The sequence below is a fragment of the Hydrogenophaga sp. genome (assembly GCF_030373225.1).
Lineage (GTDB): Bacteria > Pseudomonadota > Gammaproteobacteria > Burkholderiales > Burkholderiaceae_C > Hydrogenophaga.
The window spans coordinates 22881-37067 of sequence record NZ_JAUCZG010000024.1; the positions used below are offsets into that span (position 1 = coordinate 22881).

Consider the following 14187-nt stretch of genomic DNA (forward strand, 5'->3'; position numbering starts at 1 on the left):
GAACATGACCCGCACCATTCCCCAACTTTTTGACCTCAAGGGCAAGACTGCCCTGATCACCGGCGGCTCGCGCGGCCTGGGCCTGCAGATGGCCCATGCCCTGGGTGAAGCCGGCGCCCGCGTGCTGGTGAGCTCGCGCAAGGCCGAAGACCTGGAAGCCGCCACGGCAGAGCTGAAGGCCGCCGGCATCGACGCGAGCTGGCTCGCGGCCGACTGCTCGAAGGAAGACGACATCCAGCGCCTGGCCGACGAGAGCCTGCAGCGCCTGGGCCAGATCGACATCCTGGTCAACAACGCGGGCGCCGCCTGGGGCGCGCCGGCCGAGGACCACCCGGTGGAAGCCTGGGACAAGGTGATGAACCTCAACGTGCGCAGTTACTTCATCCTGAGCCAGATCGTGGCCAGGCGCAGCATGATCGCCCGCAAGAGCGGCCGCATCATCAACACCGCATCCATCGCCGGGCTGGGTGGCAACCCCTCGGGCATGAACACCATCGCCTACAACACCTCCAAGGGCGCGGTGATCAACTTCACCCGCGCGCTGGCGGCCGAGTGGGGCAAGTACGGCATCACGGTCAATGCGATCTGCCCGGGATTCTTCCCGAGCAAGATGACGGCGGGCACGCTCAAGGCCATGGGTGAAGAAAAGCTGGCCGCGCACGCCCCGCTGCGCCGCCTGGGCGACGACGAGGATCTGAAGGGCCTGACCGTGCTGTACGCGTCGGACGCCGGCAAGCACATCACCGGCCAGTGGCTGGCGGTCGATGGCGGCGTCTCGGTGATCACAGGTGGTTGAACACACCTTTTTCGTGTTGGGCACAACACCGTTCGGGCTGAGCCCAACACCGTTCGGGCTGAGCCTGTCGAAGCCCCCGCACACACATTGCAAGAACCCTTCGACAGGCTCAGGGCGAACGGATCCCACTTCAAGGCCATGAAATTCAGCGTCCGCATCCCCTTCGTCGAACTGCTCGGCTTCGAACTCCAGACGTTCGAAGGCGGCGAGGCGGAGATCACCTTCAAGCCATCGGACGATCACCTGAATTCGTTCGACGTGGTGCACGGCGGCGCCAGCATGACGCTGCTCGACGTGGTGATGGCGCACGCCGCGCGATCGGTGGAAGCCGACATGGGCTGCGTCACCATCGAAATGAAGACCAGCTTCATGCGTGCGGCCAAGGGCCCGCTGCTGGCCAAGGGCCGGCTGCTGCACCGCACCGCCACCATGGCGTTCACCGAAGGCAGCATTTTTGATACGGCGGGCAAGCTTTGCGCGCATGCCACCGGCACCTTCAAGTTCGTTGCCCGGTTGCCCGTCGGTCCTGGCCGCACTCAGGCTTTCAACCGCATTTCCACTGATTGATTTTCACAGGAGACACACATGCCCACCAACCACCAGATCGTGCTCGACAACCGCCCGCAAGGCGAAGCCACCGTCGACAACTTCAAGCTCGTCACCACCGACACCCCCGCCCTCAAGGACGGCCAGGTGCTGGTGCGCCACCACTTCCTGAGCCTGGACCCGTACATGCGCGGCCGCATGAACGACAGCAAGAGCTACGCGGCCTCGCAGGCCCTGGGCGAGGTCATGATCGGCGGCACCGTGGGTGAAGTGGTCGAGTCCATGCACCCCAAGTTCAAGGCCGGTGACCAGGTCGTGGGCATGGGCGGCTGGCAGGAGTACAGCGTGGTCGACGCCAACCAGGTCGGCGCCTTGCGCAAGGTCGACACCACCCATGTGCCCCTGTCCTACTACCTGGGTGCGGTCGGCATGCCCGGCGTGACCGCCTGGTACGGCCTGGTGAAGATCATCAACCCCAAGGCCGGCGACACGGTGGTGGTGAGTGCCGCCACCGGCGCGGTGGGCAGTGCCTTCGGTGCACTGGCCAAGGCCCGCGGCTGCCGCGCGGTGGGCATTGCCGGCGGCCCCGACAAGTGCAAGTACGCGGTGGAGGAGCTCGGCTTCGACGCCTGCATCGACTACAAGCTGCACAAGGACGCCTGGTCGCTCGCCAAGGCGCTGAAAGACGTGTGCCCCAAGGGCATCGACGGCTACTTTGAAAACGTGGGCGGCATGGTGCTCGACGCGGTGCTGCTGCGCATGAACGCCTTCGGCCGCATCGCGGTGTGCGGCATGATCGCCGGCTACGACGGTGCGCCGCTGCCCCTGGCCAACCCGGCGCTGATCCTGGTGAACCGCCTGAAGATCGAAGGCTTCATCGTGAGCGAACACATGGAAGTCTGGCCCGAAGCCCTGACCGAACTCGGCACCCTGGTGGCCACAGGCAAGCTGCGTCCCCGCGAGACCGTGGCAGAAGGCCTGGCGGCCGCGCCCGAGGCTTTCATGGGTTTGCTCAAGGGCAAGAACTTCGGCAAGCAGCTCGTCAAGCTGGTGTGACCCCCCGCGCCGCCTGCGGCGTCACCCCCCGGGGGGCGCCACTGGCGGCCCGGCTGAGCCGGTTCCGCGGTGGCCTGGTCTGAAGGCACTGCTCTCGTTGGAGGTGTTGTGATGAACGCGACCCATGAAGTGTTCAATCAGCCTGCGCCGCTGGTGAACCTGAACCTGTTTGCTGCCAACCGTGCCATGCAGGCAGCGCTGGCGTTCCACGCGCCCGCGCTGGACACGGCACCGCTGCACGCGCTGGGTGCGGTGGTGGGCAGCGCAGAGATGCAGCTGCATGCGCGGCTGGCCAATGTGCACACGCCGCAGCTCAAGACGCACAACCGCTTTGGCCAGCGCGTGGACCAGGTGGAGTTTCACCCGAGTTACCACGCGTTGATGACGCAAGCTGTTGCGGCGGGGCTGCATGGTGCGGCCTGGGGCGAGGGGTCTGCGAATGGACACCCACGTCGCGACGCCGGGCCGCCCCAAGGCGCGACAGCCCCCCTGGGGGGCAGCGAACCACGCGAAGCGGGAAGCGTGGGGGCCCACCTCCAGCGCGCCGCCGGCTTCATGCTCTTCACCGAGCTCGAGCCCTCCATCCTGTGCCCGATCTCCATGAGCTACGCGGTGGCCCCCGCGCTCAAGGACAACCCTGCGATCCACCGCGACTGGGAAGCGGGCCTCACCAGCCGCGCCTACGACCCCGCGCTCAAGCCCTGGCACGACAAGGCCGGCCTGACCATGGGCATGGGCATGACGGAAAAGCAGGGTGGCTCCGACGTGCGTGCCAACACCACGCGCGCAGAACCCGCCGGGTCCGACGCGTGGGGCCAGCGCTTCAGCGTCACCGGCCACAAGTGGTTTTTCTCCGCTCCCATGTGCGACGCCTTCCTGATCCTCGCGCAGACCACCAGCGGCCTGAGTTGCCTGTTTTTGCCGCGCGTGCTGCCCGATGGTTCGATGAACCAGCTGTTCATCCAGCGCTTGAAGGACAAGCTCGGCAACAAGGCCAACGCGAGTTCCGAGGTGGAGTTCGTGGGGGCCAGCGCCTGGCTGGTGGGCGAGGAGGGCCGGGGCGTTCCGCAGATCCTGGCCATGGGCACCCTGACGCGGCTCGATTGCGCGCTGGGCACCAGCGGCCTGATGCGCCAGGCGCTGAGCATCGCTCTCAACCACACGTCACAACGCAAGGCCTTCGGCAAAACACTCATCGACCAGCCGCTGATGAAAAACGTGCTGGCCGATCTCGCGCTCGAATCGGAAGCCGCGACCGCGCTGGCGCTGCGCCTGGCCAGCAGTTTCGACCGCACCGACGATGCCCACGAGCAGGTGATGAACCGCCTGCTCACCCCCGTGGCCAAGTTCTGGATCTGCAAACGCGGCAGCCATTTCGCGCAGGAAGCCATGGAGTGCCTGGGCGGCAACGGGTATGTGGAGGAGGGCGGCGAAGGGGTGATGGCGCGCATCTACCGCGAGATGCCCCTCAACAGCATCTGGGAAGGCGCGGGCAACATCATGGCCATCGACCTGCTGCGCGCCTTGAAAAGAGCCCCCGGCGGCCCGGCGATGAAACAGGCCGACGCCGCAGCTGCGCTGGCCCATGAGCTGGCACCCGCCAAAGGCATGCACCCCGCGCTGGACCGCCTGGCTGCACAACTGCCGATTCGCGTGGAAGAGATGGCCACTGAAATGGAAGCCCGCCGGCTCGCGCAGGACGTGGCGCTGGTCGTGCAGGCCGCGCTGCTGGCGCAGACCGCACCCACCGCGGTGTTCAGCGCCTTCTGCGATTCCCGCCTCGGCGGCGAGTGGGGCCACAGCTTCGGTTCGCTGGGCGCCGGTGTCGACTTCGACGCCATCATTGCGCGAGCGATGCCCACATGAACCCGTCCACGTCTGTTCGAGCCGAGCCCACTTCCGTTCGGGCTGAGCCTGTCGAAGCCTTCACACACCCGTCGGCATGAGGCTTCGACAAGCTCAGCCCGAACCGATACTTTGAGAGACACCATGTCCGACCTGATCCTGCACCACTACCCCACCTCCCCGTTCTCGGAGAAAGTGCGCCTGATCCTGGGCCACAAGAAGCTGGCCTGGAAGAGCGTGAACATTCCGCGCATCATGCCCAAGCCCGATGTGCTGGCGCTCACCGGCGGCTACCGCCGAACGCCTTTCCTGCAGATCGGCGCCGACATCTACTGCGACACCGCGCTCATCTGCGACGTGCTCGAACACCGCCAGCCCGAGCCCACGCTCTACCCCGAGCACCTCAAGGGCACGGCGCGCGTGCTCGCGCAGTGGGCCGACAGCACGCTGTTCTGGGCCGCGATGGGCCACAACCTCAGCCCCAAGGGAGCGGCCGCCCTGTTCGCCGGCCAGCCACCGGAGGCGGCGCAGGCCTTTGCCGCCGACCGGGGCGCCATGCGCAGCGGCATGACCAGCCTGCGCCCGGGCGACGCCACCGCTGCTTACAAGAGCTACCTGCGCCGCCTCTCGACCATGGTCGAGGCACAAGCCTTTCTGCTCGGCGAGGCGCCCTGCGTGGCCGACTTCGCGGCCTACCACCCGCTGTGGTTCAGTCGCGTGGTCAATCCGGCCATGGCCGGCATCCTCGATGCCACGCCACATGTCGTGGCTTGGATGGACCGCATGGCCGCGATCGGGCATGGGCAGATGAGCAAGCTCACCTCCACCGAGGCGATTGCCATCGCTGCGGCGGCCCGGCCCGCACCGCTCACCGACGACACGTTCCAGGACGACCACGGCATACCGCTGGGCAGCCGCGTCACCATCGGCGCCGAGACCTTCGGCCAGGAACCCACCGAAGGCATCCTGCGCGCGGCCACGCGCACCCGCTACACGCTGGAGCGCACCGACGAGCGCGCCGGCCTGGTGCACGTGCACTTTCCGCGCATCGGGTTCGTGCTGCGGGAAGTGCGCACTTGAGACCCGAGGGGCCTCCCCATTGGCGCTGCCTGCCGTTCGATGCCCTGTCCGCACGCACGCTCTACCGCCTGCTCCAATTGCGCAGCCAGGTGTTCGTGGTGGAGCAGAACTGCGTGTTTCAGGACATGGACGGTGCAGACGCCTGGTGCCTGCATGTGCTCGCCGAGATTCACCAGGCCGAAGGCATCGAGCTGATGGCTTATGCCAGGCTGGCGCCCGCGGGCCTGAAGTACGCCGAAGCCAGCATCGGGCGGGTCGTGACGAGCCCGGCCACGCGCGGCAGCGGCATCGGCCATGCACTGATCCGCCAGTCGGTGCAGATGCTGCACGGCTTGTGGGGCGTGCAGCCCATCCGCATCGGTGCCCAGGCGCATCTGCAGGCGTTTTATGGTCAGCACGGCTTTCAGCCCGCGGGCCCGATCTATCTCGAGGACGGGATCGACCACATCGAGATGGTCCGAACCGCCTGAGCTTCTTTCAACCACAGGAGACCCCCATGATTCAGGATTTCAAAGGCAAGACCGCCGTGCTCACCGGTGCCGGCTCGGGCTTCGGCCTGGAGTGCGCGCGCATCGGCGCAAGACTCGGCATGAACCTCGTGCTGGTCGACGTTCAGCAGGACGCGCTGGACGCCGCCACCGCCGAGATCGGGGCCACCGGCGTGCGGGTGCTGTCGCGCAAGGTCGATGTGTCCAGCACCGATCAGATGGAGGCGCTGGCCGCCGAGGTGCAGCAGACCTTCGGCGCCCCGCACTTCGTGTTCAACAACGCGGGCGTGGGCTCGGGCGGCCTGATCTGGGAGAACTCGGTGAAGGACTGGGAGTGGGTGCTGGGCGTGAACCTGTGGGGCGTGGTGCACGGCGTGCGCCTGTTCACGCCCATGATGCTGGAGGCCGCCAGGGCCGACCCCGCCTGGCGCGGCCACATCGTCAACACCGCCAGCATGGCCGGCCTGCTGACACCGCCGAACATGGGCATCTACAACGTGAGCAAGCACGCGGTGGTGAGCCTCACCGAGACGCTCTACCAGGACCTGAAGCTGGTGAGCGACCAGCTCAGCGCCAGCGTGCTGTGCCCGTACTTCGTGCCCACCGGCATCAGCCAGAGCCACCGCAACAAACCGGCGGCACTGGCCGACGAGACGGCCACGCAGAGCCAGCTGATCGGCCAGGCCATGAGCGACAAGGCCGTGAGTTCGGGCAAGGTCACCGCGGCCCAGGTGGCGCAGCTGGTGTTCGACGCCATTTCGGCCGACCGCTTCTACATCTTCAGCCACCCCAAGGCGCTGGGCAACGTGCGTGCGCGCATGGAGGGCATCGTGAACCAGACCAACCCGGCCGACCCGTTCCATGAGCGGCCCGAGATCGGTGTGGGCTTGCGCGCAGCGCTGCGCAAAGCCTGACACGGCGAGCACGCGCCAGGCCGGTGGGGACCCGTCAGGCGGGGTCTTGCGCCGCTGCCTGGGCGCCGGCCTTTTTCACCTGGTTGCCCAGCACCAGCGCTCGCCCGGCAAAACGGCCGCCGGCGGCTTCCAGGTCCATGCGCTCGGCGTCGCGCCGGCGCAGGTGTTCCATGACCTCGTCGGCCTCTTCGTCGGCCGCGCCGAGGGCCAACAAGGCCTGGCGCCCCATGCTCATGGCCGACTCGAAGGTCTCGCGCACGAGAAAGCCCACGTCGGCCCGGCGCAGCTCGAGCACGTGTTCCCGGTCGAAGGCGCGCACCAGCAGATGCGCTTGCGGAAATTCGGTTTTCGCGAGTTCGGCGATGCGGGTGGCCGCCACCTTGTTGTCCAGGCAGACCAGGATCGCATCGGCCGAGTGCGCGCCGGCGGCGTGCAGCACATCGGCGCGGCAGCCGTCGCCGTAGTACACCTTGAATCCATAGGCTTCTGCGTCACGGATCATCTGCACGTTGTTGTCGATGATGGTGATGCTCGCGCCGCGTGCGATCACGCCCTGGCTGGCGATCTGGCCAAAACGGCCGAAGCCGATCACCAGCACGCTGGCGGCCTGGCCGTTGACCGCCTCGATGCCCTCCATCGACACACCGGGCTTTGTCGCCAGACGCCGGTGCACCAGCACCACCAGCGGCGTGAGCGCCATCGACAGCACCACGATCGCGGTCATGTTGGCATTGACCACCGGGTCGATCACCCGCGCGCCGAGGGCGGCTGCGAACAGCACAAAGGCTACGCTGAACAAGTCGAGAGGTGGCGCGAGGTTTGCATGTATCGAGGCACCTGATACACGAAGGTGAAGATGAAGCAACAGACCCTGGCGATGGCAGCCGATCAAGGTGATGGCTACGAGCAGTACCGCAAGCTGACCAAGCGGGACGCATTCCTGGCGACGATGGAGCAGATCGTTCCTTGGCAGGAACTGTGCTCGGTCATCGAGCCCCACTACCCCAAGGCCGGTAACGGGCGCCCACCGATCGGGTTGGAACGCATGCTGCGGATGTACTTCGTGCAGCACTGGTTCAACCTGGCTGATGAGGCCTGCGAGGAGGCTCTGCTCGACAGCACGGCGCTGCGCCGCTTTGTAGGCATCGATCTGGGGCGTGAACGTGTGCCTGACGGGACCACGCTGCTGAAGTTTCGCCGCCTGCTGGAGAAGCACAAGTTGGGCGAGGCCTTGTTTGCCAAGGTGGGTGAGGTACTGCAGGCGCGGGGCATGAAGGTGGGCACCGGCACCATCGTGGACGCCACCATCATCGGCGCACCCAGCTCGACCAAGAACGCCGACAAGCAGCGCGACCCCGAGATGCACCAGACCCGCAAAGGTCAGCAGTGGTACTTCGGCATGAAGATGCACATCGGCGTGGACAGCCGCACCGGACTGGCGCACAGCGCTGTGGTGACGGCGGCCAACGTGCATGACAAACACCCGCTGCCCGAGCTTCTGCACGGTAACGAACAGCGTGTGTACGGCGACAGCGCCTACGCCAGTCAGAGGGCGTTGATCGAATCGAAGGCGCCACGGGCCAAGGACTTCACGAACCAGCGCGTGCGCAGGGGTGGCGAGATCGACGAGGCCGCGCGCTCGAGGAATCACAACAAGTCCAAGATCCGCGCCCGGGTCGAACACGTCTTCGCCGTGGTCAAACGGCTCTGGGGCTTTGCCAAAGTGCGCTACCGAGGCCTTGCCAAGAACGCCACACGCTCGTTCGTGGTGCTGGGTCTGGCCAACATCTACCTGGCGCGAAAGCGTTTCGCGGCATGAGTGCGCCTGTTGCACGCCAGAAGCGTGCGCGCGAGGGCTGTATGGCCCAGGAACGCGGTCAAATCACGCCACTTACCCGCGCCAGCGGACCCCTTGCGCAGCGGGCCACTCAATTCGGCTACTTGTTCAGCGCAGCCCAAAGGCGAATTCACCGCCCTGAGCCATGAGCACCGCACGGTCCAGCGCGTCGGCGTGGGAACTCTTCGCAAAGCGCGCCACAGCGTAGATGCACAGCGCCTTGACCACCATCATGGCCAGCACGTCGGCCACGATCAGCGGCCAGTTGGCCGCCACGGCGGCCATGTCGAGCGACATGCCCACGCTCAGGAAAAACAGGCCGAGCAGCAAACCCCGGAACGGCTCGATGTCGGCTTCGAGCTGGTGGCGGAAGGTGGATTCGGACAGCAGCACGCCAGCCAGGAACGCCCCCATGGCCATGGAGAGTCCGCCCACCTGCATGAGCAGCGCCGCGCCCAGCACCACCAGCAGGGCGGCCGCGGTCATGACCTCGCGCGCCCGGGCCTCGGCCAGGATGCGAAACAGCGGGTTGAGCAGCCAGACGCCGGCGGCCACCAGCGCCACCAGCGAGCCCAGTGCCAGGCCGATCGTGGCCCAGCGCGAGGAGGTGGCCGCCACCGGCCCGGCCAGATCCGCCGGCGCCATGAAGACGATCACGGCCAGCAGCGGCACGATCAGCAGGTCCTCGAACAGCAGGATGGCCACGATCTTCTGGCCGCGCGGGCGCGCCATGTCGCCGCGTTCGCCCAGCAACTGCATCACCACGGCGGTGGAGGTGAGCACAAAGCCCATGGCGCTGACAAAGGACACCTGCCATGAAAAGCCGAACGCCAGGCCCACGGCGCTCAGCAGCAGGCCACACACCACCACCTGCAGGCTGCCCAGGCCGAAGATGGCCCGGCGCAGGCTCCACAGGTGCGAGGGCTGCATCTCCAGGCCGATGACGAACAGGTACATCACCACGCCGAGCTCGGCCGTGTGCAGGATGGTGGCCGGGTCGTTGATGAGGGCCAGGCCGAACGGCCCGATGGCCAGCCCGGCCGCCAGGTAACCGAGCACCGAGCCCAGGCCCAGGCGCTTGAACAGGGGCACGGCGATCACCGCTGCGCCCAGCAGGGTCACGACTTTGAGCAGGTCGCCTGCGCTGCCTTCGACGGCCATGGGTGGACTCCGGGTGGGGGATCGACAGAAGGCGGCATTGTGACGCAGGTCCGCGTCCGGCGCAGCGTGGCCGCGCGGCTGCGGGCCTGTGGCACACTGCGCAGCTTTTTGGCCCCTCGCGGCCAGGGCTCCAGAGACACCACAGCATGCACAACATCGTTGCTCAGATCGCGCAGGAAATCCGGGTCGGCGTTCACCAGGTGCAGGCGGCCGTCGACCTGATCGACGGCGGCGCCACCGTGCCCTTCATTGCCCGCTACCGCAAGGAAGCCACCGGCGGCCTGGACGACATCCAGCTGCGCGAGCTGGCCCACCGGCTGGACTACCTGCGCGAGCTCGAGGCCCGGCGCGAGAGCATTCTCAGGAGCATCGACGAACAGGGCAAGCTCACCCCCGGGTTGCGGGCCGCCGTGATGCTGGCGCCCACCAAGCAGGAGCTCGAAGACCTGTACCTGCCGTTCAAGCAGCGCCGACGCACCAAGGGCCTGATCGCCCGCGAATTCGGCATCGAACCGCTGGCCGACAGGCTCTGGGCCGACCCGACACTGGACCCGGTGGCCGAGGCCGCCGCGTTCACGCGCCCACCCGAGGTGCTGGACGATGGCAAACCCGGCGCCGACTTCTCCACCGTGCCTGCGGTGCTCGACGGCGTGCGCGACATCCTGAGCGAACGCTGGGCCGAAGACGCCGCGCTGCTGCAGAACCTGCGCGAATGGCTGTGGACCGAAGGCCTGCTCAAGAGCACGCTGCTGGCCGGCAAGGACGAGAACACCCCCGAAGTGGCGAAGTTTCGCGACTACTTCGACTACGACGAACCGATCTCGCGCGTGCCCTCGCACCGCGCGCTGGCCGTGTTTCGCGGGCGTTCGCTGGAGATCCTGGACGCCAGGCTGGTATTGCCCGAGCCTGAAGTGGCGGCTTCGACAGGCTCAGCCCGAACGGTGGGTCCAAGCCTGGCCGAAGGCCGCATCGCCCTGCACCTGGGCTGGCGCCACCAGGGCCGCGCGGCCGACGACCTGCTGCGCAAGTGCGTGGCCTGGACCTGGCGCGTGAAGCTCTCGCTCTCCAGCGAACGCGACCTGTTCGCACGGCTGCGCGAGGGTGCCGAAGCGGTGGCGATCAAGGTGTTCGCCGACAACCTGCGCGACCTGCTGCTGGCCGCTCCCGCCGGCCCCAAGGTGGTCATGGGGCTGGACCCGGGCATTCGCACCGGCGTGAAGGTGGCGGTGGTGGACGCCACCGGCAAGCTGGTGGACACCGCCACCGTCTACCCGCACGAACCCCGGCGCGACTGGGACGGCGCGCTGCACACACTGCGCCTGCTGAGCGAGAAACACGGCGTGAACCTGGTTGCGATCGGCAACGGCACCGCGAGCCGCGAGACCGACAAGCTGGCGGCCGACCTGATGAAGCAGCTGGGCCGGCCCGAGATGCAGAAGGTCGTGGTCAGCGAGGCCGGCGCATCGGTGTACTCCGCGAGCGAATTCGCATCCCTGGAAATGCCCGACGTGGACGTGAGCCTGCGCGGCGCCGCCAGCATTGCGCGCCGGCTGCAGGACCCGCTGGCCGAACTGGTCAAGATCGATCCCAAGAGCATCGGTGTGGGCCAGTACCAGCACGACGTCAACCAGAGCGAGCTGGCGCGCACGCTGGACGCGGTGGTCGAGGACTGTGTCAACGGCGTGGGTGTGGACCTCAACACCGCCAGCGTGCCGCTGCTCTCCCGGGTGTCCGGCCTGTCGGGCAGCGTGGCCAAGGCCGTGGTGCGCTGGCGCGAGGCGCACGGCGCGTTCCGCAGCCGCCAGCAGCTCATGGAGGTGGCCGGCCTGGGCGCCAGGACGTTCGAGCAAAGCGCGGGTTTCCTGCGCATCCGCGGCGGTGACAACCCGCTGGACATGACCGGTGTGCACCCCGAGACCTACCCGGTGGTCGAGCAGATCATGAAGGCCACCGGCCAGGCGGTGGCCGACCTCATGGGTCGCTCCGACATGCTCAAGACCCTGCGGCCCGAGCTGTTCGCCAACGAGCGCTTCGGCGTCATCACCGTCAAGGACATCCTGGCCGAGCTGGAGAAGCCGGGCCGCGACCCGCGCCCGGACTTCCAGGTGGCGCGCTTCAACGACGGCGTCGACGACATCAGCGACCTGCGCGAGGGCATGATCCTGGAGGGCACGGTCAGCAACGTGGCGCAGTTCGGTGCCTTCATCGATCTGGGCGTGCACCAGGACGGTCTGGTGCACGTCAGCCAGCTGGCGCACAAGTTCGTCAACGACGCGCGCGAGATCGTCAAGACCGGCGACATCGTGCGGGTCAAGGTGATGGAAGTCGACGTGGCGCGCAAGCGCATCGGTCTGTCGATGAAGCTGGGGGAGACACCGGGGCGCAGCGCAGGGCAGGGCGCCGGGCCCCGGGACAACCGTTTCGAGCCGGCTCGCGCGGGGCGATCCGATGCGCGCAGCGCACCCGGCGCACCGGGGGCAGCGGCTCCGTCGGCCATGGCGTCGGCGTTTGCCCGCCTGCAGGGCACCGGCAAAGACGCCAAACGCTGAAAAAGGGCGGGAAAAGCGGGTCAAAAGCACGCGGCTCGGGGTGGGCACGCAGGCTCAAGTTGGTGGCGTTCTGGCCGATACAGAAAGGAACACGCGGTCTTGAGCGCAGGCTGCGTCCGACGACCCATGCTTCCAACGGACTTCACCCCATGCAACTCGAAGCCCTGCTGAACTTCCCCCGTGCGCTGCCCGCCATGTCGCGCACCGTGTCCGACCTGCTGGCCGAGATGAACAAGGACGACCCGAGTCCCAAGCGGGTGTCCGACCTGATCTCGCAGGACCCGTCGCTCACGACCCGCGTGCTGCGCCTGTCCAATTCGGCCTTCTTCCGTGTCAGCCGCAAGATCGGCAGCGCCGACGAAGCGGTGGCCATGCTGGGCATGACCCATGTGCGTTCGCTGGTGATGGCCGCGGCCCTGGGCTCGAGTTTCAAGAACGTGCCCGGCGTGAACCTGCCGCAGTTCTGGCGCTACAGCCTGCGCGTGGCCGACATTTCGAAGTCGCTGGCCGGCGTGCTGCGCCAGAACGAAAGCAACGCCTTCACCGCCGGCCTGATCCATGCCATCGGCGACCTGATCATGCACATCGCCATGCCCGACCTGATCGCACCGCTGGACATGGGCACGCCGCCCCTGGACCTGCAGCGAGCCCAGGCCGAGATGTCGGTCTTTGGCTACACCTACGCCCAGGTGGGCGCCGGCATGGCTGAAAAGTGGCAGTTCCCGACCCACATCGTCTCGGCGCTGAACAACCAGATCAGCCCGTTTGAAGGTGAAGCCTACGACCCGCTGGGTGGGGTGCTGCACATCGCGTCGTGGCGCGCGCGGGCCGAAGAGATACAGCTCGACGAGAACGGCCTGGTGGCGACCTTTCCCGACCTGGTGGGCCTGTCGCTCGGGCTCGATCTGGACAGTGTGCTGGGCAAAGACCCCTCGGAGTGGTCATTCAGCCAGGCCCTGGGCGCCTTCATTGACTGAAAAAGACCTCAAGTGTGGCGATTTTCAGGCGATAAAAATCACAGCAAACCCCATTCGGGTGGGCAAACCAGGCGGGAGAAAGACATGCAACTCGACAAGCTACTCAAACGGCCCGATGCGCTGCCGTCGGCTCCCAAGGTGGTGCGCAAACTGATCGAGACCTTCGACCAGGAAGATGTCGACGCCATGCTCGCGGCGTCCTACATCGAGGACGACCCGGTGCTCACCGCCAAGCTGCTCAAGACCGCCAACTCCGCCTTCTTCGGTTTGCACCGATCGGTCTCCAGCGCCCGCGAAGCGATCCAGGTGCTGGGCCTGATCAAGGTTCGTGCGCTGGTCATTGCCGCGTCGCTCGGCGAAGGTTTTCATGCCGTGGGTGGCGTCAACCTCAACCAGTTCTGGCGCTACAGCCTCAACACCGCCAACCTCTCGCGCTACATCGCGCTGCCGATCCGCATCGACGAGAACACCGCGTTCACCGCCGGCCTCATCCACGGCATCGGCGAACTCGTGATGCACGTGGGCATGCCCGAGGCCATGATCGATCTGGACCGCAGCGTGCCCATGCTCGACCTCAAGCGCGCCACCGCCGAACGTGGCCTGTTCGGTTACAGCTACGCCGAGGTGGGCGCCGCGCTGGCACGCGAATGGAATTTCCCCCGCCGCATGATCAACGCCATCGAACACCAGACGGCGCCGTTCGAAAACGAGGTCTACGAGCCGATCGCCGGTGTGATCCACATCGGCTCGTGGCGCGCACGCGCCGAGGAACAGGCCATGCGCTCCGAACTGTTGATCAACACCTATCCCGATCCGGTGGGTCTGGTGCTGGGCATCGACCCCGACACGGTGGTGGCAGAAGAGATCCCCTCGATCTCGCGCCACACCGAAATCACCGAAGCCGAAGAAGCTTCCGGCCACTGAGGCAGGGCGACACT

The 14187-nt window shown here is 67.0% G+C and carries 12 protein-coding genes and 1 pseudogene; 11 read left to right on the forward strand and 2 right to left on the reverse strand.

Annotated elements, in window-relative coordinates; translation table 11 throughout:
- Positions 1–4 precede the first annotated feature (4 nt).
- The 7 genes from QUV35_RS13575 (at position 5) to QUV35_RS13605 (ending at position 6725) form a co-directional block, all read left to right on the forward strand.
- Positions 5–796, forward strand: coding sequence for an SDR family oxidoreductase (locus QUV35_RS13575; RefSeq protein ID WP_300874927.1), 792 nt, complete (start codon positions 5–7; stop codon positions 794–796).
- Between the two features lie 138 nt (positions 797–934).
- A complete protein-coding gene (locus QUV35_RS13580) occupies positions 935–1363 on the forward strand; it encodes a PaaI family thioesterase (RefSeq protein ID WP_300874930.1) in 429 nt (142 codons plus the stop codon).
- A gap of 18 nt (positions 1364–1381) precedes the next feature.
- Positions 1382–2398 carry an NADP-dependent oxidoreductase gene (locus tag QUV35_RS13585; RefSeq protein ID WP_300874932.1) on the forward strand — a complete coding sequence of 339 codons (1017 nt, stop codon included), beginning with the start codon at positions 1382–1384 and terminating at the stop codon, positions 2396–2398.
- 111 nt (positions 2399–2509) lie between these two features.
- Entirely contained in the window at positions 2510–4264 is a 1755-nt protein-coding gene (locus QUV35_RS13590) for an acyl-CoA dehydrogenase family protein (RefSeq protein WP_300874935.1), read from the forward strand.
- Positions 4265–4387: 123 nt separating this feature from the next.
- Entirely contained in the window at positions 4388–5323 is a 936-nt protein-coding gene (locus QUV35_RS13595) for a glutathione S-transferase family protein (protein WP_300874938.1), read from the forward strand.
- The gene (locus QUV35_RS13600) at positions 5320–5793 is read left to right on the forward strand and encodes a GNAT family N-acetyltransferase (protein WP_300874941.1); all 474 of its coding nucleotides are present in this window, start codon (positions 5320–5322) and stop codon (positions 5791–5793) included. Before QUV35_RS13595 ends, QUV35_RS13600 begins: the two co-directional genes overlap by 4 nt.
- 26 nt (positions 5794–5819) lie before the next feature.
- Complete coding sequence (locus QUV35_RS13605) at positions 5820–6725, forward strand: SDR family oxidoreductase (protein WP_300874944.1); 906 nt, start codon at positions 5820–5822, stop codon at positions 6723–6725.
- Positions 6726–6759: 34 nt separating this feature from the next.
- On the opposite strand, the gene QUV35_RS13610 is transcribed toward QUV35_RS13605, so the two are convergent.
- A complete protein-coding gene (locus QUV35_RS13610; protein WP_300874949.1) occupies positions 6760–7524 on the reverse strand; it encodes an NAD-binding protein in 765 nt (254 codons plus the stop codon).
- Between the two features lie 57 nt (positions 7525–7581).
- Here QUV35_RS13610 and QUV35_RS13615 point away from each other — a divergent pair, with 57 nt between their 5' ends.
- Positions 7582–8544: an IS5 family transposase gene (locus QUV35_RS13615; RefSeq protein ID WP_300874952.1), complete on the forward strand. Its 963-nt coding sequence runs from the start codon at positions 7582–7584 to the stop codon at positions 8542–8544.
- Between the two features lie 132 nt (positions 8545–8676).
- On the opposite strand, the pseudogene QUV35_RS13620 reads toward QUV35_RS13615, so the two are convergent.
- A pseudogene (locus tag QUV35_RS13620) lies at positions 8677–9723 on the reverse strand (monovalent cation:proton antiporter-2 (CPA2) family protein); the annotation flags it as partial.
- Between the two features lie 146 nt (positions 9724–9869).
- Between QUV35_RS13620 and QUV35_RS13625 the strand changes: the two are divergent.
- The 3 genes from QUV35_RS13625 to QUV35_RS13635 all read left to right on the forward strand — a co-directional run bounded on the left by QUV35_RS13625 (position 9870) and on the right by QUV35_RS13635 (position 14173).
- Positions 9870–12272 (forward strand): Tex family protein, encoded by a 2403-nt coding sequence (locus tag QUV35_RS13625; RefSeq protein WP_300874955.1) that lies wholly within the window; start codon positions 9870–9872, stop codon positions 12270–12272.
- A 149-nt stretch (positions 12273–12421) separates the two neighbouring features.
- Entirely contained in the window at positions 12422–13249 is an 828-nt protein-coding gene (locus QUV35_RS13630; RefSeq protein ID WP_300874958.1) for an HDOD domain-containing protein, read from the forward strand.
- An 84-nt stretch (positions 13250–13333) separates the two neighbouring features.
- Positions 13334–14173 carry an HDOD domain-containing protein gene (locus tag QUV35_RS13635; protein WP_300874960.1) on the forward strand — a complete coding sequence of 280 codons (840 nt, stop codon included), beginning with the start codon at positions 13334–13336 and terminating at the stop codon, positions 14171–14173.
- The last annotated feature ends 14 nt before the right edge of the window (positions 14174–14187 follow it).